Below are 19206 nucleotides of genomic sequence, written 5' to 3' on the forward strand. Positions count from 1 at the left end.
TCCCGTTTATTTTATTTAATCACATTTTTAAATATCTTTTGTAGCAGGCGATTGCATTCATAATGAAAAGTGAAGTCGTCACTTCGCTTCCGACAATTATACGGGTCGGATGGCGGACCATTGTCCATTCGTATGCTTTATAAGGATGTTTCTTGCGTCCTTCTCCTAGATGGTCATGCAGAATGCGGATTCCGCGTTCGATCAGTCCGTCTCCGCGAGTTTCATATTGCAGCAGACAAAGTGTTGCCACGGCAAGGGAAGCGTCAAACGGATTGAGTGTTGCTCCCAGCATGTCATATTTGCAGTAGTTTATGGCAAGTTGGCGGATAACTTCCACTTTGCCGTCAGGGTCGATTATCCGGCGTTCATTTTCAGGAATGGTAAGCCATGTATCATATAATCTTCCTGCATAGCTGACGTATATTTCAGGCAGGTAGAATCTTACCGCACTGTCTTGTTTAAAATTTCCGCTTACAAACGCATTATAATGGAATGTGAGAAATCTTTTCACTGTTTCCAGATTATCTCCTTCAAGAGCATTCCATTGCTTGCGGTTGGTCAGAATTGATTCGAGAATATCCATGTTGTGCCCCGGGCATACTTCGTTGCCGAGAGTTTCACGGATTATTCTTCCGTTTTCTTTTTCAAACGGTTTATCAAACCATAAAGGGACTGCTCCGTAATAATCAAGCGGACGGGTCATGGTTATGGTCGGCAGATTGGTTTTGTTACCTCCGCCTATCTGATATTCGTTTATAATTTCCACCCATGGAAAATCCAGAAACTCTTCACAGTGCTTAAGAAGCTGCACGTCACAGTTAAGATTTTTTTTTGCTACCAGATCAAGCCACTTGCGGCTCATGGCAAGGGCAAGGAAGGTTGTGTCCACATCCGGCACGTAATCATCAAAACCAAGCTCTTTTTTAGCTTTCCAGTCTTTAGGTTTGAGGTTGCAGAGCGGTTCACCTTTTTCGTTTTTAGGAAGACAGGTTATAGCCGGATGTTTAATTCCTGAACTTGGACCCTTAAGCCATTCCATACTTGTGACGATAAGAAAATTCAGAATGGATTCAAGCATTTCCTTAAGCTTGCTCTGTTCATTTTGAGGCAGCTCTTCCAGAATATACAGGTTGTAAATCTGCTCAAAAAAGATGTCGTCATAAAAGGCGGTGCGGTGCGTAATCCATGAAGCAGGCATGCTGAGCGGTTCGGCAATCCCCTTCCACGGACGGCGGAATATTTTCATGACAAGCGGATTGGCGTGCAGAAAACAGCGCATCAATCCGAACAGCAGGTTGATGTTCTGAAATTCAAAGGAACCGAGTCCGTTCAAGATATTCATGAAGTTTTCGCCGTCGCAAATTGAATCGCCGGGCATAATAACCTGCGCGGAAACAGGAAAATATGGATCAGCGGGATTTTTGTCCCATACTTTGTATATGTCATCCAGCACGGCCCTGAGAACTTCGTTCACCTCAGCATCTTTTATGCGCGGTGGCTTGGTATCGGCCGCATGGCGGATTCTCCACTGCGGGTCTTTTACTTTGCTTAGAAGTGCGGCCAGCGGAGCAAAGGTTTTTTGGGTCCACTGCGGATTTTGCCAGTCGTCGTAAGTTGCGATCATGGCTTGCGACATCATGTTGCGGTAGATTTCTACTTTTTGCATGGGAATATCAGGATGTGAACACCAGCGCAAAAGAAAGTGTTTAAGCAGAGGATTACCGAAAAGTTTGCGATAGAGTTTGCGCAGATTTTTTCCCGGACCGCTGATGGTCCGGCTTTTCAGTATCGGGTCATCACATATATCATATATTGTGGCGTGCTTCACGCTGTGTTCTCCATGTTGTATTTCTGAGTTTTATTGCAAAATCGGTGTAACAAAGCCGCGCTTGTCTTGCAATCCACCTTTGCAGAGGTTAGTGTCTCTGTGAATCTATAGAAGTAGTAGATTCTGAGTCGCTTTCATTGAAATTGTTATTAATTATTGGGATATTATGGTATAATATGGAACGATTTACAGCTGACCTTCACATACATTCCAGATTTTCCCGTGCCACAAGCAAAGGACTTACTCCGCGTCTGCTTGCAGCTTGGGCACGGATTAAAGGAATAGATGTAATAGGAACAGGCGACTTCACACATCCTGAATGGTTGCAGGAGATAGAAGAACTGCTTGTAGAGGACGGTTCCGGATTGCTTTCACTTCGTTCTCCGCAAGGGCTTGAAAATGAAGTTGACTGGGTGAGCGGCCCGCTTGCCGGACAGACCCGCTTCATGCTGCAAACCGAAATCAGTTCCATATATAAACGATTCGGTAAAACCAGAAAAGTTCACAATCTAGTTTATATGCCAGATCTTGAATCAGTCCACAAATTTAATGCTAAACTCGGTGCCATCGGCAATTTAAAATCAGACGGCAGACCCATTCTAGGCTTAGACAGTAAAGACCTCCTTGAAATTGTTCTCGAAACCAGCAACCGCGCTTTCCTTGTTCCCGCACACATCTGGACTCCTTGGTTTTCCCTTTTCGGTTCTAAATCCGGCTTTGACAGTGTAGAAGAATGTTACGGAGATCTCTCTCCTGAAATTTTTGCCATGGAAACAGGGCTTTCTTCTGATCCTGAAATGAACTGGCTTATCTCCGCCCTTGATAAATATCGTCTCATCTCCAATTCAGATGCTCATTCCGGTGAAAATTTAGGCCGTGAAGTCAATATTTTCAGAGGAGATATGTCGTATGAAGGCATTTATCGCGCTTTGCGCGGAGAAGGTCTGGGGCATAAATTCTTGGGGACTATTGAATTTTTTCCTGAAGAAGGAAAATATCACATGGACGGGCATCGTAATTGCGGAGTTATGCTAGATCCGCACGAATCAAAGATGCGGGGGGGGATTTGTCCCGTTTGCGGAAAACCTCTGACCATCGGTGTTTATTCCAGAGTTCTTGAACTTGCTGACCGGGAAAATCCCGTTCAGCCGAAGGGACAACCGGGATTTTCTTCGCTTGTACCGCTGCGCGAATTAATTTCAGAAGTAGTCGGGGCCGGTCCTAAATCCAAAAAAGTGCTGAGTGTGTACTCTCCTTTAATTAAGGAGTTCGGTTCTGAATTTTCAGTTTTACAGCAAATTCCGCTGGAAGATTTGAAGCACCATAATGTGCATCTTGCAGAAGGCATCAGAAGGATGCGTGAAGGGCAGGTTATACGCAACCCCGGTTTTGACGGACAGTATGGAACCATTTCCGTTTATTCCGCACATGAGCGTGATGAAATCTTAAACGGCGTAAGACTTGTAGATGTGCCCAAAAAAATTTGCAATCTTGATGACGGTAAATGTTACACTGATGTTGTTAAGGCCAGTGAGCAGGTCGAGTCACCAGTTGAAGACTCAAATGTTATAAAATTTAATGCTGCCCAGAAAAGTGCGATTGAAGCCGGGCCTGGGCCGGTTCTTGTTATCGCCGGACCGGGAACAGGAAAAACTCAAACTCTGATGGGGCGCATAGCGTATCTGCTTGAACGCGGAACTCGCGCACGGCGTATTCTGGCTCTGACCTTTACACGTAAAGCCGCGCAGGGAATGAATGAGCGTATGAAATCTATGCTCGGTGAAGATGAAGTCCTTCCGCGTGCTGACACAATCCATGCTCTTGCTTTTGATTACTGGGCTTCAATGTTTGAACTTTCTCCTATCATCCTTAATGAAGAGACTGCCCGCAGGGTGTTTGCCAGAGCGAACCCTGAACTAACAGGATTGCGCCTTAAAGCAGCATGGGACAATTTATGTTTGCGCCGTGAAACTCTTGAACCGTTATCCGATGAACTGAAAAAATATAATTCAAATTATTCCACTCAGAAAGATCAATACAGTCTGGTTGACTATACCGATCTGCTTGAGTTTTGGCTGGGCGATCTCAGTTGCGGAAAATATATCAGGACATTTACTCATTTTCTGGTGGATGAAGTTCAGGATCTTTCACCTTTGCAACTCGAAATTATTCACAGACTCGCCGATGCTGATGATAAAAATAAAAGTGAAGGCGGCGGAGAAGGTCTTTTCGCCATAGGTGATCCTGATCAGTCGATTTATGGTTTTCGAGGCGCGGCAGGTAACATAGCACAAAAATTCAAAACGTATTGGCCTGATCTTATCGAGATAACTCTTGAAGATAATTATCGTTCAGCGCAGGCTGTGCTGGATGTTTCAGCGTCAGTACTTGAAAATCCTCCAATGCTGATTGCTCATAAAAATTATGAAGCCGATCTGCATCTTTTTTCCGCTCCGGACGGTGTTCGCGAGGCGTCATGGATTGCTGACCGCATAAAGCATCTACTAGGTGCGACAAGTCACAGCCTTGGTGATTCCTTCGGGCACGGTACACTCAGTCCCGGGGATATAGCGATACTTGTCCGTTTTAAAGCTCTAATGGGCCCGATTGAAAGTATGCTCAGGAGGCAGGGAATTCCTTGCAGTGTGCCTGAAACGGAAATGTTCTGGCATGATCCGCGAGTAGAAATTTTGCTCGGTGCTGCCCGCAGAATGCTCGGATTTGCGGAATCATCTGACGATGAAGCTCCTGAAGTCCCGGAGAAGATTATCGCGCGTGGACCGCTTGGGCTTTCCGCCTATCTCAGTGAGATGCCGCCGTTTGATCAGTTGTTCTGGGAAAGTGCACCGTTTAGAAAAATGGTCAAAGGATTTGACGAATACGGAGGATGGACTGGGCTTATCAACTGGATTCATATGCAAAATGATCTTGACCAAGTCCGCAATAAAGCTGAAAAAGTGCGCATAATGTCCATGCATGCAGCTAAAGGTCTTGAGTTTGAGGCTGTGTTTTTAGCAGGTCTTGATGACGGAATAGTTCCTTTTGTCGGTATTGATGTGCTGACCGGTAATTTCTCCGGCGGGGCAGGGACGGGTATTGAAGATGTGGAAGAAGAGCGCAGGCTTTTATATGTGGGTATGACCAGAGCTAAGAAAAACTTATATCTTTCGCATGCTGTGATGCGGCCGCTTTATGGAAGGACTCTGCGGTTGCCGATCTCAAGGTTTTTGAAGAACATCCCTGAAAATCTGGTGAAGAAGTCAGCAATGATTGCCAAGGTGATGCAGAAAGAAAAAAAGATAAGCCTTTTGGACATGTAGGCTGTAGTTTCTTCTTTTTCATCGTATATTGCCTGTAAGAATTTTATAACAGAAACATGCGATAAAGCAGTTTTTCATAAACGGTTGACATTCTTCTTGCTACGATGGCACTAAGCCCGACTTCACGCAGTCTGCAAAATATATGCAGCGGGTTGAGGTAATGTTGAAAAAACATTCTACAGCGTTTCATTTCAGTCTCCCTGCGTAATAAATGGATTACGGCTAATACCTAGCAAAAATTATGCCTGACACTAAAAATGTTTTTAGCTTATGCTCTTGCGGAGCAACTACTCGCTCAAATCTAAGGGCGGAAGGTTGTGAACAGGAAAAAAAATCCATTTTTACTGATGGACTTAGTGTTCTTGACATCTTCGGCAGTAATGATTTTCCTTATGTTATCGCGGCCCCGTCGTGGGTTATTCCGGGAACTGTTGCTGAAAATTGCAGATATCTTAAAGGACGGGTTCACGAGGTAGGTCTGCTGTTTTTTGAAACAGCAGGAAGTCTTGCATATACTGAAGAGGATCTGCCTGCTGATCTGGCGGAAACAGGACTATCTTTTCATATTCATCATCCCTTGGATCTTCCGTGGCATGAGGGAGCCGATAAGATCGCTCAAATAATGAATGTTCTTTCAAATAAGGCGGCCCATTTAAATCCTGCCGCGCATATTCTGCATCCTCCGAAAGCCGGACCGCAAGCTGGTCATCTTCTGTCCGATTTAGCTGAAAAATTGCGTGAAACAGCTATTGATCCTGAAACCGTTTTTATTGAAAACATAAAAGAAAACAGCCTTGAAAATAATATCAAAGTTATCCGGGATTGCGGCTTTAAAGTCTGTCTGGATCTAGGTCATATGCAGGCATACAGCCAGCAAAAATTATTGGATACAGAAGGTATTTGGGATTTGGTAAAGATGCTCCATCTTAATGCGCCGGGAATGGGCGGTCGGCACGAAAGTCTTGAAAAACTGGATAAACAGGGTGTTAAGCTGCTCGATTGTTTTTTTGAAAATTTTATCAAGGGCGGAACTGTTACGGTTGAAGTCTTTGAGCAGGAAGGTTTTTTTAATTCTTTGCAATACTTAGCTTGTAGATACTGCGTAAAGTGTTAAGTAGGCCGTCATATAATGTCGCCTTGTGGTTGCAGTTGATGGTATAAATAGAGTATGCTGAGTTGAATCTGTTCGAGATTCATTTAATAGTGTGAGGATGCTTTTTGATTACATTTATACTTGGGGGCAATAAATCGGGTAAATCCGATTACGCGCTTGAAATCTTCTCAAAATATTCCGGAACCAAGTGCTTTATTGCTACCGGAAAAGCCCGGGATATGGCCTTTCGTGAACAGATTATGGTGCATAGGAAAGAACGGGATCCATCTATTCCGGTTTTTGAAGCGGGAACGGACTTGCATCAGGTTCTTGTTAAGGCTAGAAAAGATTACGAACATCTGCTGGTGGACAGTTTAGATTTCTGGTTGTTCTCCTGTAGCGAGCTTGCGAACGGGGAACAGATTGTCGGGGAGGTTGTCCGGCTTTTATCTGAATGGAAGGGGCCGGATCTTATTTTGGTGTCTTGCGAAGTGGGTCTCGGCCCGTTGGCAATGTCACGCGAAGTCCGTGAGTTTGTGAGAGGGCTCGGAGGACTTAACCGTAGAATCGCTGCAATTGCCGATGAGGCTTATCTTGTGGCAGCCGGGTTGCCTCTGACCCTGAAGAAATAATTATGGCTTATTTTAAAAAATTTGATGAAGAGCTTCAGAAATTACTTTCTCTTTTTAAAAAAGATGAACGTTGGTTGATTGTGGTTAATGCCGACCCTGATTCGTTAGCTTCTGCTATGGCTCTTAAACGTATCATGGGGCGTAAAGTCCAAGCTGTCGGTATTGCTCATATCAATGAAGTCAAACGGCTTGATAACCTTGCAATGATTCATTATTTGCGAATCCCTGCCCAAAGGCTTATTCCAACTTTAGTTGCTCAGTATGATAAATTCGCAATTGTAGACTCCCAGCCGCATCATCATCCTGATTTTGATAAAATTAAATTTTCAGTGATTATTGATCACCATCCGCGTGCAGGGGAACCTTATGCTGGCGCAGAGTATACAGATATTCGCCCTGAATACGGTTCAAACAGCTCAATGCTGACTGAATATCTTTATAATCTTAAAATCCGTCCTGCAAAATTGCTTGCGACAGCACTGGTTTACGGTATCAAAACAGATACGCAAAGTTTTGAGCGTCCTTTTATCGATGCAGATATTAAGGCGTTTAGATACTTAACTAAATCAGCTGATATGGATATCATTAAGCGGATTATGCGCAGTGAAATTCATCCTGACTGGCTCAAGTATTTTTCACGGGCATTTTATAATTTGCGCAGAATTGATAAAGGTCTTTATTCTCATCTTGGTAAGGTTGAGAATCCTGATATTCTGGTTATTCTTGCAGACTTTTTTATGCGCGTTCACGATGTTTCGTGGGACGTTGTTTCCGGCGTGTATAATGATACTCTTGTCGTTATTTTCAGAGGTGACGCTTTACGCAAAGATATGGGCAAGTTAGCTAGTAATTTATTTAATGATATAGGCTCCGCCGGCGGTCATAAAGCTGCTGCCAGAGCTGAAATTCCTCTTGCAGCTCTTGATGGAGCTGATCCTGAAATATATGTAGTCAAAAAACTGACCAAAGGTAAGCGTCAGGGCATAAAGCGCATTTAATTCTATTTTTTAATAATCCTCTGGAACAAATCCCCGAAGGCCATAAATGTCACTCAGCGAAAAATTGAACTTTGAAAAAAGTCCTCTGTATCTTATAGACGGTTCCGCTTTTTTTTACCGCGGGTTCCATGCATATCCTGACCTTAAGCGTTCGGACGGATTCCCTACCAACGCTTTATACATTGTACTGCGGGTGCTGCTGAAAGTTCTCAAAGAAGAAAAACCTGAATATCTGGTCTTTATGCTTGATGGTAAGGGGAAGAATTTCCGACATGAACTGTTCGGGGATTATAAAGCCCAGCGTCCACCTATGCCTGACGATTTAAGAGTTCAGGTTGAGCCGTTGAAAGAAGCTGTCAGAGCACTAGGTGTGCCTTTGATCGTTTCCGAAGGCGAAGAAGCAGACGATTGCATCGCTTCTCTTACCGCAAGATTTAAGAGTGAACGTCCGGTTGTTATTCTCGGCGCGGATAAAGATCTTAAGCAGTGCCTGGATGATAACGTCTTTATGTGGGACCCTGCCGGACGCGCTGAAAAAATAACTTCACTTGCCGATTTTAAAGAAGATACAGGGCTTAATCCTGACCAGTGGGCGGATTTCCAAGCTTTAATAGGTGACTCGGCCGATAATATCCCGGGAGTGCCCGGAATAGGCAAGGTGACGGCTTCCAAGCTCATGGCTAAATATCCTACACTTGAAGAAATCCGCGATAATTTTAAATTTCTCCAGCCGAACATTAAGAAAAAAATGGACGGTTATTTAGATACTATTTTTACCTATAGACAGCTGACACGTCTTAGAACAAACAGTTGCAGCAATCTCGAACTTGCTGATCTCAAAATTTCTCAGGTCGAAAAGGCTGATGTTATAGCATATCTTAATGAATATGAATTCCGCTCAATGATCAGAGATGTGAACGGAGCATTTCCAGATAGTAATGGTTCATCTCCTGCTAAAGATCTTTCCAGCATGGGGTCAGAGAAAGAGACAATTAAATCTGCACCTGCTGCCAAAGCGAAGAAAGCAAATTCCAACCAGTTTTCCCTGTTCGGTGACGCCGCTCCTGCTCCGGTTGCAAGTAAGCTTGAATTTAAGAAAATTCAGTCTGTTTCCGATTTACCAGATTTTTCCGGTAAAGATGTTGGACTTGTGCGTGACGGTAAAGACTTTTATGTCGGAGTTGACGGTGACGAGTGGCTTTGCAGGGTTGCCGCGGCAGATCTTGCGAAAAAACTCCAAACTGCAAAGAGAATAGCAACCGCAGATGTTAAATCTATTTTCAGATCTGATTCAGCATGGCGTAAAATTTCTCTTTCGCGCTGGTTTGACCTGAGTTTATCGGCTTATCTGCTTAATCCTGAAGACCGCAATTATCAGTGGGACAGACTTAGATCTATGCTTTTTGCCGGAGACGAACTTCCCGACGCAGTAGATGAAGTCCATCCTGATGCACAGGGTATGGCTGCTCTTGCTTTAATGCATGTTCTTGCTCCGCGGATTGAATCGGCAGGGCTGGCTACTCTTGTCAGTGAACTCGAAATCCCGCTGATTCCCGTCCTTGCAGATATGGAAGAGGCTGGAATTTCGATTGATTTAACGTCGTTTGCGGAATTTCTAAAAGAGGTCAGCAATCGCATTCAGGAGCTTACCAAGGTTATCCATGAAACCGCTGAAGAGGATTTTAATATCCGCTCCAGCCAGCAGATGAGTAATATCCTTTTTGAGAAGCTGGGTCTTAAGCCGAGTGGTAAAACGGATAAAGGCGCGCTTTCGACAGCTAACGCCGTGCTCGAAAAATTGGTGGGACAGCACGAAATAATCACCGATATTTTAGAGTACAGAAAAATGGAAAAGCTCAGATCCACTTATCTTGAACCGCTTCCTAAACTTGTCGGTCCCGATGGTAGGATTCATACGAATTTCAATCAGCTTGCAACTGCTACAGGCCGCCTTTCAAGTTCCGGGCCTAATTTGCAGAATATTCCCATCCGCGGGGATATGGGCAAACGCATGAGGGCTTGCTTTACTGCCGGCAGTGGATTGCGTTTGGCAGCAGCGGATTATTCTCAAGTCGAACTTAGAGTTCTGGCTCATTTTTCCGGTGATCCTACTTTGATCTCCGCATTTGAAAATGATGAAGATATTCACTCACGCACAGCTGCTTTGCTTTTTGATAAAGAAACTTCAGAAATTACCAGAGAAGAGCGGAGTAATGCCAAGACAATTAACTTCGGGTTGATTTACGGAATGGGGCCGCAGAAGTTGTCACGCGAGCTTGGAATTTCGTTGAATGAAGCTAAAGATTTTATTGCTAAATATTTTGAAAAACTTGGAGTGCTCAGAGATTTTTATGATTCTGTAGTCGAGCAGGGACGTGATAAAGGGTACGTAACAACTCTTTCCGGCCGTAGACGACTTCTGCCGGAACTACACTCGACCAATCCTCAGGTTATATCTCAGGCTCGCAGACAGGCCATTAATACCGTTATTCAGGGGAGTGCCGCAGATATTATTAAAATGGCAATGATCAAAGTTGCAGACAATTCAGCTATTGCACATTTAGGCGGCAGACTTATTTTACAGATACACGATGAACTGCTTGTAGAAGGACCGGAGGAATCGATTGAAGAGATCGGCAGCTTGTTGCAGGAGGATATGCAGCTTGTTACTTCTCTGGCAGTTCCATTGAAAGTTGATTTGGGGTTAGGAAAGAATTGGGCGCAGGCTCATTAAAAGGAGTTATGTTATGTCTGATGATAAATGTAAGTGTGGATCATGTTTTTCTAAAGATATGCCTCTGCCTGAGGTAAATTTTTCTACATTCGTAATGTCTCTTAGCTCATCTGCTCTGGTGCACCTTGGCGAAGTTGCTGATCCTTCAACCGGCTCAGTCGGGTTTTCTCCGGTTCTTGCAAAACATTCTATCGATCTCCTGGCAATATTGCAGGATAAAGTTAAAAATGGTGCAACCCCTGAGGAAGAAAAACTTCTTTGCGATCTGTTGTATAATCTTCGCATGAAGTACGTTTCCAAAACTAAATAGCCGGCAATGGTTTTGATATAGAAGTTGTCAGTATAATTATTATTTGTTCCTGCCTGCATTTTTTGCGGTCACGGTCTGTTTTATTTAATTTAAAGGAAGGATTGAGATGAGTACCGGAATACCTGTCGGATTGGTCGGAGTTACAGGATACACAGGAATGGAATTAGCCCGTATTTTAAGCGGGCACGATGCTATGAATCTTGTACGTGTGACTTCCCGCGCAGAAGCCGGAAAAAAACTTTCAGAAATCTATCCCTTTATGACAGGGCTTGAGCTTGGTGAACTTGCTATTACAGCTCCTGATGTCGATGATCTGGCGAAATCATGCAAACTTGTCTTTCTTGCCGTTCCTCACAAAACAGCCATGGATATCGGCGGAAAGCTTTATGACAAGGGCGTAAAAGTCGTTGACTTAAGTGCTGACTTCAGGATCAGAGATCGCGCGACATACGAAGAATGGTATAAAGTTGATCACACCCGTGAAGACTTATTGCCGAAAGCAGTATACGGTTTACCTGAATTTTATCGCGACCAGATCAAAACTGCTTCATTAGTCGCTAATCCCGGATGTTATCCAACTTCTTCGATTATCGGATTAACTCCTGCTCTTTCGCAGAAACTTATTGATACAACAGATATTGTTATTGATTCTAAATCCGGTGCAACCGGGGCAGGAAGAAAAGCAGTTGTCGGATCATTGTTTTGTGAAGTTTCTGACTCCTTCAAGGCTTACGGTCTTGGAAAGCACAGGCATACTCCGGAGATTGAACAGGAGCTTTCAGTTGTCGCTGATGAGAACATTACCGTTTCTTTTAATACTCATCTTCTTCCGATTAATCGCGGAATTTTGTCGACTATTTATACAAAACTTCGTGCAAATGTTACCGCTGAGGATGTTAGAACTGTGTACGAGAAAGCTTACGGTTCTGAAAAATGGATCAGGGTTCTTCCTGAAGGTATGCTTCCGGAGACTCGCTGGGTGCGCGGTACGATGTTCTGCGATGTCGGTTTAGTTGTTGATCCGAGAACAGGCCGACTGATAATTGTGACTGCTATCGACAACGTTTGCAGAGGCGCATCAGGTCAGGCCGTGGCAAATGCAAACCTGATGATGGGGCTAGCCGAAGGACATGGACTGAATCTGGCTCCTCTCATGCCATAGGTGTTATTTTTTTTAAAATTTCTATTAAACTCATTGTTTTGAGTGTTGATACATGTTCATCCTTAAGGTACGTTAAAAATGAACTAACGTAGAATTTAAAAATTAAGCGGATGGGGTAACAACAGGATCTATAGATGAGTGACTCAGAATTGTTTCTGGATTCTTTTTTTGTAGCTAGACAGCCGGTATTTACACGAGAGCGTGCTGTCTGGGGATATGAACTTTTATTTCGCAATTCAGAATTCAGTGCAATTGCTGAAGTTGGAGATGCTGATGCAGCTACCTCGCAGGTCATAGCTGACGGCTTCGGTTTGATTCAGGAAGATATTTCCAAGGGGCAAAGACTTTTAGTAAATTTCCCTTACAATATGCTTCTTGAAAATGCCGCAGATTTACTTCCTCCTGAGATTTGTGTTGTCGAAATTTTAGAAACAGTAGATCCGGACCCAGAGGTCCTTGACGCCCTTAGCTTGTTAAAAAAACAAGGCTATACAATAGCCTTGGACGATTATATCGGGCAGGAGGGGTTTGAGCCTTTTGTTGAGATTGCAGACATCATTAAAGTTGATTGTCTAGAGCTTTCAGTTGAAGAATTAAAGAAGCTCGTCGCAGATTTAAAAAAATATCGAAAGACTCTTCTTGCTGAAAAGGTTGAAGATACCGAAATGTTTGATCTGTGCATGAATCTGGGTTTTAACCTGTTTCAGGGATTCTTTTTCAGTCGTCCGGAAATAGTGCCGGGCAAGAAAATGTCTTCCAATAATTTGAATCGCATGCAGCTTTTGCGTTCCATCAGCGGTCCTGAATTCAATGTGGACGATCTTTCAAAAGCTATTAATTCCGATGTATCAATCAGTTACCGGCTTCTCAGGTTTATGAACTCTCCTTATTTCGGCTTGCCGCATGTTGTAAGTTCTATTCAGCAGGCTGTGGTGCTGATCGGGTATAAGAAGCTGGCAAGCTGGTTGCGCGTAATTCTTTTGTCAGACATGTGCAGCGCGGCTGCATCTAGCGAGCTTGCATTTCTTTCAATAAAGCGAGCAAAATTTCTTGAGTTGCTGTCCCTTGAATTGGAAGGCCCGAAAATGTCTTCTGATTCGATGTTTCTACTTGGATTATTTTCTCTTTTAGATGTTCTTCTTGGTAAACCTATGAAAAGTCTTCTTGCTGAATTGCCCATTGAGAAAGAGTTGATGGCTGCTCTTTGCGGAGAGTCAAGCGTAGCGTCGGTTTGGCTTGATCTTGTGGTAGCTTTTGAAAAAGCAAAATGGGAATCAGTCGGCTCAATCATTTTCTCGCAAAAATTATCTCCTGCATCCGTTGCTCGTAATCATTTGGCCGCTATGCAATGGGCAAATGAAATTACCTTGCTAAGCAAGCACTAGAGTTTTATCTGAAATGAACTTTTTAAACAGTAATATATTTAGAATACTGTTATTTTTAGCGGGTGGCTCAGTTTAATTTGCCGGGGGTGGTATGGAGCTCAGTAGTACTGAATTTGATCTTCTCCGCAAGCACATTTACAGCGTGTGCGGGTTGATAATAGGAGACGGCAAAGAATATCTTATTGTGCATCGTCTACAGCATCTTCTTAACGAACACAGCTGTAAATCATGGACTGAGTTTTATAATCTTCTTTGTAAAAAAAAAGGGTTGTTACACGACGAAGTTATAACCGCTATTAATACCCATGAAACTAGTTTTTTCAGAGATCTTCATCCGTTTAATTTAATACGTGATAACATATTACCTGACCTGATAAAAAATAAAAAAAAGAACAAGAAGATTCGTATCTGGTGTGCAGCTGCGTCTACTGGGCAGGAACCTTACACACTCTCCATGGTTATTCATGATCTGCTCGAATCTACACCGTTTAATACCGTGAAGCATGATGATTTCTCAATATTAGCAACAGATATCTCTGAAAAAATAATTGAGAAAGCCAAGGAAGGTTTGTTCAGTAATCTTGAGTTATCGCGAGGACTGCCTGCTAAGTATAAAAAGTATTTCAGTCAGGACAACAGTCAATGGAAGGTCAGCCCTTTGATCAGTTCAATAGTAACCTTCAAAAGATTTAATTTACTTGAATCTTTTAGAATTCTTGGACAGTTCGATTTTGTTTTGTGCAGAAATGTTTTGATATATTTTGATGATAAAACAAAATTAGATATAGTTCACAAAATACATTCTGTACTGCCGGAAGATGGGTGTTTGATCCTAGGTGCAACGGAGTCATTAGCCGGTCAGACTGATAAATTCGCTTCTGAACATAAAGGGGTAGCTGTTCTTTATCGGCGGAAAAATAAATGTAACTTTCGCTAAATATTATATTTATTTCCAAATAGTGATTTTATTTTTTGGATAAAAATATTCATATCCGCTACAGGTTTAAGCAATACATTATCAGATGAGATCCCAAGGTTTCGTACATCGGGCGGAACTGCGTAGTCTACTGAACCTGTATGGATAATGAAATCCATTTCCGGACGTATTTTTTTAAGATTAATAATCAGATCGTTGCCGTGCATCACCGGCAGCCGCATGTCTACGATTGCAACTTCGGCATTTTCAGTTTCCATCAGCTTCAAAGCTTCTTCTGCGCTACCTACGGATATGACATCTATTCCTTCATCTTCGAGATAGTCTACCAGATTTTCCCTGACCATCTGCTCATCATCTACTACTAAAATGCGCATATCTCACTCCGCTTTATATCAAAAGACGTTCTGACTTAAAAAGTATTCAGCCTGCTGCTGTTTAATTAATTCAAATAATTATTAAGAGCATAAGATATTGTATTTTTATACGCAATAAAAATGATTAGAAGATATAAACCTCCGCAATAAAATTAAAAAGAAGGCATAATATAATGCAAAATTATAAGCACTTGAATGTGCTGTATTCCTGCCTGTCGTTGTACTCGGCTTTTTTACCCGCATTCCAGCGGGCTACCGGTCTGTAATATCCGACTATACGTGTATATACTTCTGACTCTTCACCGCATTCGGGACATTCATAATGTTCGCCGTGAATATATCCATGTTTTTTACAAATGGAAAATGTCGGAGTTATCGACAGATACGGTATCTTCGTTTGCTTAAAGGCTTTGATAATAAAGTTCTTAAGAGCATCAAGATCAGATACTGATTCACCTAGGAACGTATGGAAAACGCTGCCTCCGGTATAAAGCGGTTGCAGTTTATTCTGATGAGTAAGTGCTAAGATAACATCATCGGAAATTCCGACAGGAAGTGTTGTGGAGTTGGTATAGTAAGGGGTTTCGCTGCCTGAAGTTCTTATATCTGCGTACAGGCTTTTATCTATGCGGGCCAACCGATAACTGGTTCCTTCAGCCGGGGTGGCTTCGAGATTATAGAGGTTTCCGGTTTCTTCCTGAAAACGTTTTGTAAGATCACGGAGATGGTTTAGAACTCTGGTCATAAGCCTGATGCCTGATGGCGTTTCTATGCCTTTATCAAGCAGATTCAGACATGCTTCATGTCCGCCGAGTAAACCTATTGTTGCAAAGTGACCCGTATATCCGTGCTTGAGATATCTGTGTGACCATGGAAACATACCATTGTCCAGATTTGTCTGGATGAGTTTGCGCTTGAATTCAAGGGAATTTTTAGCCTGCTCCGCATATTCTTCAATGAGATCAAGAAAGTCTTCTTCTCCCTGAGCCAGATAAGCCAGCTTAGGCAGATTCAGAGTTACAACCCCGATTGATCCGGTAAGATCTCCCGCCCCGAAAAGTCCGCCGACTTTGTTCCTGATTTCGCGTAAATCCATTTGCAGGCGGCAGCACATTGAGCGCACATCTTCAGGATTTAAGTCGGAACTTATAAAATTCTGGAAATAAGGCGCACCGTATTTAGCGGTTAATTTAAGTAGCGCGCGTCCGATTTCGGAATCCCACGGAAAGTCTTCCGTCACGTTGTAGGTTGGGATCGGGAATGAAAAAATTCTATTTTGGTAGTCACCGTGTAGCATTACTTCAATGAATGAACGATTTACCATTTCCATTTCGGCGGTGTACTCGCCGTAAGTGGAATCTTGAAGGGTTCCACCTATGATAACTGCTTCTTTCGCAATATGTTTCGGCGGAACAAGATCAAAAGAAAGATTGGTGAAAGGGCTTTGTCCTCCCCATCTGGAAGTTGTGTTCATGTTGAACACAAATTTTTGCATGGACTGCAATACGTCTTCGTAACTGAGATTATCATGCCTGATAAAGGGGGCCAGATAGGTATCAACATTGTTGAAAGCCTGCGCTCCGGCCCATTCGTTTTGCAATGTGCCGAGAAAATTAACCATCTGCCCTAAAGCCGCATCGAAGTGTTTTGCCGGACCGGAGCATGATCTGCCTTCAAGGTTGAACCCTTCAAGAAGAAGATCGCGCAGACTCCATCCGGCGCAGTATCCTGCAAGCCCGTATGAAAGGTCGTGAATATGAAAGTAGCCGTGTTCGTGGGCCTGTCTGATTTCTTCAGGATATTTTTCAAGAGCGTAACGGGCTTGTACTGTGCCGGAAAGGTGAAGCATCAATCCCTGATATGAATGGGCCATGTTGGCATTTTCAGAGACACGCCAGTCGCTTTGGTCAAGGTAGTCGTCAATAGTTTCCTTGATGTCGAGATAAGCGTCTTTTTGGCTGCGCAGTCTGCGGCGGCTGTCACGGTAGAGGATATACTTTTTGGCTGCACTATGAAGCCGTGAATCCATAAGGACTTCTTCAACCATGTTCTGAACATGTTCCTGTTCAGGGATAGAAACTCCTTCGAGTTTCTTTTCAACTTGTCTGGCCATGCGCTTGGCCATCAGGGGGTCTTTAATGCCGCTTGCGTTCAGTGCTTTAAATACAGCCTGTGCAACTCGCTCAGTCGACCATGTTTCCAACCGGCCGTCCCGCTTCATTATCTGCGTGGGCATGCTCTCTCCTTGGAGGAATGTATTTCTGAATGGTTAGATCAAATCCATCTGGAAGATATCCTCTGGCAGTTTCTACATCATCATCAGTAAGTATGGGTACTTTGGTGATACGAAAATAGAATGCACCAGGGTTTACCGTTGCGAGATCGAACACTCTTTCAAGATTCTTACGAGCCGTTTCAGCCGTAACAGCCTGTCCGGTAAGCGCAGGATATTTTACATATGGGCCTTTGACGTCAATGGCAAATTGCTCAACTAAACCTTGTTGAAGAAGGTCCTCAAGTGTTTCAGGAGTCATTCCGTTGCTGTCCATTTTTATGGGAAGTTTGGAAGCTTTTCTGATTTCAAAAAGGATTTCTCCGAGGTTAGGAACTAACGTAGGCTCGCCTCCAGTAATGGTGACCCCGTCAAGCCATTGCGCACGATTCCTAAGGAAAGATTTAATATCTTCTTTGGGTAGAACAGGAAGTTTTTCCATGTTCCAGGCCATATCAAAGTTATGGCAGGTTGGACAATTTAGGTTGCAGCCTCCCATAAAAAAAACGCAGGTTGCTTTTCCTGGCCAGTCACAAAGACTAAGTGGTTCAATCCCGCGAAGATGGTTCCATCCAATAGAGTCTATATTCATATTATTAATTTCAGTAAGTATTAAGGTTGAGATAAAAGATATTTTTGATCTTTGAAACTGTGCTTAAAACGCCGCTGACAACTCATTGCGTTTGCGACTAAGACAATAACTTAGCTCATAAGTTTTGTACAGGGGGCCTTATAACAAATTGATGTTACATCTCTGTAACTAGCCAAAATAAGCAATTATAGTTAATTTCAGTTAATTTTAAAAAGTTTTCCACAAGTCTTTAATAAAAAGACAGTCGAAAATACAGGGTTTTTTCTAAAGAAAGTTTAGAAAAAAAAGTTGTTTTAAGAGTCATCAGAAGTTATGTACAAGGGGTCTTGAAGTGAAAAAGCGGGTAACATGTCGATGGATGGATCAGCCCTTTTAGCACAGCTTTTCATACCTTGAAAGAACCTTTGTGGAGCGTAATTTTTTGCTGTTGAAATTTCAAATACCAATTTTGTCCGATTGAATAATCAGCTTTTTTGAGAAAAGAAAATGAAATAATTTTAATCGCTCATTGCCGGATTACTTAGACTTGCCTTGACCTTGCTCCATAGCGTATCTTGCTCTCTATTACTTATGCAAGTAACGATGGTGTCTGTCGAAGTTAACAAATGTGGGGATATATGAAAAATATTGTAAAATTGATTATACTGCTTTTTTTAATGTGTTCTTTTCCAGCTTCTGCTCATGCCAGAAGCATGGAGGAAGAACGTTCGATGTGTATTGCTTTAAATGCTCTTGCGAAATCACAGTGCAAAGAACCTGTTTCTTATAGCTATGTTGGAAAACAAGGTGATTCTGTTTATATTTATAATACTTTTTATGGTTCAAAAGATAAAGATTTTTTCTGCAAAGTAGGAGACGGTGAAGTAACCATTATTTCACGTGATAGATTGTTTCATCGAAGCGTCGTTTACTCTATTGATGAAAATGATTGCGGCGTTATAGAGTATTCTGCTGCCTCGTGCACGGATAAGCGTGTTGTAAAGTGTTGTTTTGCAAAATCTGAAAAGGAGATCAAGGCAGATAAAGAGGTTGATTTCTGGCACAAACCTATTCCGGAGTTATTACAGGAAGATCAAAAAAAGGCTCTGGAAAATCTTCAGAACAGGACGGTTAAATCTTCCGAAACCAAGCCAGAATAGCTACAAGCGGAGTTAAGATATATAACGGCCAATAGACCTGCTGATAGGTGAAGAAAACTACCGCAGCCAGGAGGAAAAGCGCATAGACCCATGCTTCACCGTGTTTTGCAAAGATATCCGCATGTTCAAAGGTGATATTAAATTGGTCACTATTTTTTTTAGAGGATAAAGGTGACCCGTTAAATCTTGCAAACCCGGATTGCAGTTTATGCCCGCATTTCTCACAGCTTTGTGAATTGTCACTATTTTTATTTCCGCATCTGGTACAGGTGATCATTCGGGGTTCCGTATAAAATATTTAGCGTTAAATTCAGTAGGTCAGTTTTAATAATATATGTCCGTAAATAATAAATGCAAGAACACGACCAGTGTTGAAAATTTGCATTGCGATAGCTTTTGATAATTGAATGAAATATGAAAAAATGCAATG

16 protein-coding genes are annotated in these 19206 nt (G+C 42.6%); 10 read left to right on the top strand and 6 right to left on the bottom strand.

The features are described 5' to 3' along the window. Window positions 1-19: 19 nt before the first annotated feature. Window positions 20-1828: a hypothetical protein gene (locus tag B9N78_RS06815; protein WP_085100298.1), complete on the bottom strand. Its 1809-nt coding sequence runs from the start codon at window positions 1826-1828 to the stop codon at window positions 20-22. Window positions 1829-2004: 176 nt separating this feature from the next. Here B9N78_RS06815 and B9N78_RS06820 point away from each other — a divergent pair, with 176 nt between their 5' ends. Continuing rightward, entirely contained in the window at window positions 2005-5148 is a 3144-nt protein-coding gene (locus B9N78_RS06820) for a UvrD-helicase domain-containing protein (protein ID WP_085100301.1), read from the top strand. 43 nt (window positions 5149-5191) lie between these two features. On the opposite strand, the gene B9N78_RS18135 is transcribed toward B9N78_RS06820, so the two are convergent. Further along, window positions 5192-5338, bottom strand: a complete 147-nt coding sequence (locus B9N78_RS18135; RefSeq protein WP_170921389.1) for a hypothetical protein — start codon at window positions 5336-5338, stop codon at window positions 5192-5194. A gap of 51 nt (window positions 5339-5389) precedes the next feature. Between B9N78_RS18135 and cbiR the strand changes: the two genes are divergently transcribed. From cbiR to B9N78_RS06860, 8 genes are all read left to right on the top strand, one after another. After that, window positions 5390-6262, top strand: coding sequence for a cobamide remodeling phosphodiesterase CbiR (cbiR, locus tag B9N78_RS06825; protein WP_245805489.1), 873 nt, complete (start codon window positions 5390-5392; stop codon window positions 6260-6262). Window positions 6263-6366: 104 nt separating this feature from the next. Beyond that, entirely contained in the window at window positions 6367-6873 is a 507-nt protein-coding gene (locus tag B9N78_RS06830) for a bifunctional adenosylcobinamide kinase/adenosylcobinamide-phosphate guanylyltransferase (RefSeq protein ID WP_085100304.1), read from the top strand. A gap of 2 nt (window positions 6874-6875) precedes the next feature. Beyond that, entirely contained in the window at window positions 6876-7871 is a 996-nt protein-coding gene (locus B9N78_RS06835) for a DHH family phosphoesterase (RefSeq protein ID WP_085100307.1), read from the top strand. 46 nt (window positions 7872-7917) lie between these two features. Continuing rightward, a complete protein-coding gene (gene polA, locus B9N78_RS06840) occupies window positions 7918-10605 on the top strand; it encodes a DNA polymerase I (protein ID WP_085100310.1) in 2688 nt (895 codons plus the stop codon). 13 nt (window positions 10606-10618) lie between these two features. After that, window positions 10619-10915, top strand: coding sequence for a DUF1844 domain-containing protein (locus B9N78_RS06845; protein WP_085100313.1), 297 nt, complete (start codon window positions 10619-10621; stop codon window positions 10913-10915). 106 nt (window positions 10916-11021) lie between these two features. After that, complete coding sequence (gene argC, locus B9N78_RS06850; RefSeq protein WP_085100316.1) at window positions 11022-12077, top strand: N-acetyl-gamma-glutamyl-phosphate reductase; 1056 nt, start codon at window positions 11022-11024, stop codon at window positions 12075-12077. Window positions 12078-12211: 134 nt separating this feature from the next. Continuing rightward, window positions 12212-13462: an EAL and HDOD domain-containing protein gene (locus B9N78_RS06855; protein WP_085100319.1), complete on the top strand. Its 1251-nt coding sequence runs from the start codon at window positions 12212-12214 to the stop codon at window positions 13460-13462. Window positions 13463-13553: 91 nt separating this feature from the next. Continuing rightward, window positions 13554-14399, top strand: coding sequence for a CheR family methyltransferase (locus B9N78_RS06860; protein WP_085100322.1), 846 nt, complete (start codon window positions 13554-13556; stop codon window positions 14397-14399). On the opposite strand, the gene B9N78_RS06865 is transcribed toward B9N78_RS06860, so the two are convergent. The 3 genes from B9N78_RS06865 to B9N78_RS06875 all read right to left on the bottom strand — a co-directional run bounded on the left by B9N78_RS06865 (window position 14396) and on the right by B9N78_RS06875 (window position 17637). Then, the gene (locus B9N78_RS06865) at window positions 14396-14773 is read right to left on the bottom strand and encodes a response regulator (RefSeq protein ID WP_085100325.1); all 378 of its coding nucleotides are present in this window, start codon (window positions 14771-14773) and stop codon (window positions 14396-14398) included. The two genes, B9N78_RS06860 and B9N78_RS06865, sit on opposite strands and share 4 nt — an antisense overlap. A 181-nt stretch (window positions 14774-14954) precedes the next feature. Next, window positions 14955-17009 carry a ribonucleoside triphosphate reductase gene (locus B9N78_RS06870; protein WP_085100328.1) on the bottom strand — a complete coding sequence of 685 codons (2055 nt, stop codon included), beginning with the start codon at window positions 17007-17009 and terminating at the stop codon, window positions 14955-14957. Beyond that, the gene (locus B9N78_RS06875) at window positions 16957-17637 is read right to left on the bottom strand and encodes an anaerobic ribonucleoside-triphosphate reductase activating protein (protein ID WP_085100331.1); all 681 of its coding nucleotides are present in this window, start codon (window positions 17635-17637) and stop codon (window positions 16957-16959) included. The genes B9N78_RS06870 and B9N78_RS06875 overlap by 53 nt, the downstream gene beginning before the upstream one ends. Window positions 17638-18254: 617 nt before the next feature. On the opposite strand from B9N78_RS06875, the gene B9N78_RS06880 reads away from it, so the two are divergent. Continuing rightward, entirely contained in the window at window positions 18255-18776 is a 522-nt protein-coding gene (locus tag B9N78_RS06880; RefSeq protein ID WP_245805490.1) for a hypothetical protein, read from the top strand. On the opposite strand, the gene B9N78_RS18550 is transcribed toward B9N78_RS06880, so the two are convergent. Next, the gene (locus tag B9N78_RS18550) at window positions 18748-19053 is read right to left on the bottom strand and encodes a zinc-ribbon domain-containing protein (RefSeq protein WP_085100334.1); all 306 of its coding nucleotides are present in this window, start codon (window positions 19051-19053) and stop codon (window positions 18748-18750) included. The two genes, B9N78_RS06880 and B9N78_RS18550, sit on opposite strands and share 29 nt — an antisense overlap. Window positions 19054-19206: the final 153 nt, after the last annotated feature.

The sequence above is a fragment of the Desulfovibrio gilichinskyi genome (assembly GCF_900177375.1).
GTDB lineage: Bacteria > Desulfobacterota > Desulfovibrionia > Desulfovibrionales > Desulfovibrionaceae > Maridesulfovibrio > Maridesulfovibrio gilichinskyi.

Coding starts and splice junctions, on each gene's coding strand:
- B9N78_RS06820 (WP_085100301.1), top strand. CDS start 2,005: ATGGAACGATTTACAGCTGACCTTCACATACATTCCAGATTTTCCCGT.
- B9N78_RS18135 (WP_170921389.1), bottom strand. CDS start 5,338: ATGAAACGCTGTAGAATGTTTTTTCAACATTACCTCAACCCGCTGCAT.
- cbiR (WP_245805489.1), top strand. CDS start 5,390: ATGCCTGACACTAAAAATGTTTTTAGCTTATGCTCTTGCGGAGCAACT.
- B9N78_RS06835 (WP_085100307.1), top strand. CDS start 6,876: ATGGCTTATTTTAAAAAATTTGATGAAGAGCTTCAGAAATTACTTTCT.
- polA (WP_085100310.1), top strand. CDS start 7,918: ATGTCACTCAGCGAAAAATTGAACTTTGAAAAAAGTCCTCTGTATCTT.
- B9N78_RS06845 (WP_085100313.1), top strand. CDS start 10,619: ATGTCTGATGATAAATGTAAGTGTGGATCATGTTTTTCTAAAGATATG.
- argC (WP_085100316.1), top strand. CDS start 11,022: ATGAGTACCGGAATACCTGTCGGATTGGTCGGAGTTACAGGATACACA.
- B9N78_RS06855 (WP_085100319.1), top strand. CDS start 12,212: ATGAGTGACTCAGAATTGTTTCTGGATTCTTTTTTTGTAGCTAGACAG.
- B9N78_RS06860 (WP_085100322.1), top strand. CDS start 13,554: ATGGAGCTCAGTAGTACTGAATTTGATCTTCTCCGCAAGCACATTTAC.
- B9N78_RS06865 (WP_085100325.1), bottom strand. CDS start 14,773: ATGCGCATTTTAGTAGTAGATGATGAGCAGATGGTCAGGGAAAATCTG.
- B9N78_RS06870 (WP_085100328.1), bottom strand. CDS start 17,009: ATGCCCACGCAGATAATGAAGCGGGACGGCCGGTTGGAAACATGGTCG.
- B9N78_RS06875 (WP_085100331.1), bottom strand. CDS start 17,637: ATGAATATAGACTCTATTGGATGGAACCATCTTCGCGGGATTGAACCA.
- B9N78_RS06880 (WP_245805490.1), top strand. CDS start 18,255: ATGAAAAATATTGTAAAATTGATTATACTGCTTTTTTTAATGTGTTCT.
- B9N78_RS18550 (WP_085100334.1), bottom strand. CDS start 19,053: ATGATCACCTGTACCAGATGCGGAAATAAAAATAGTGACAATTCACAA.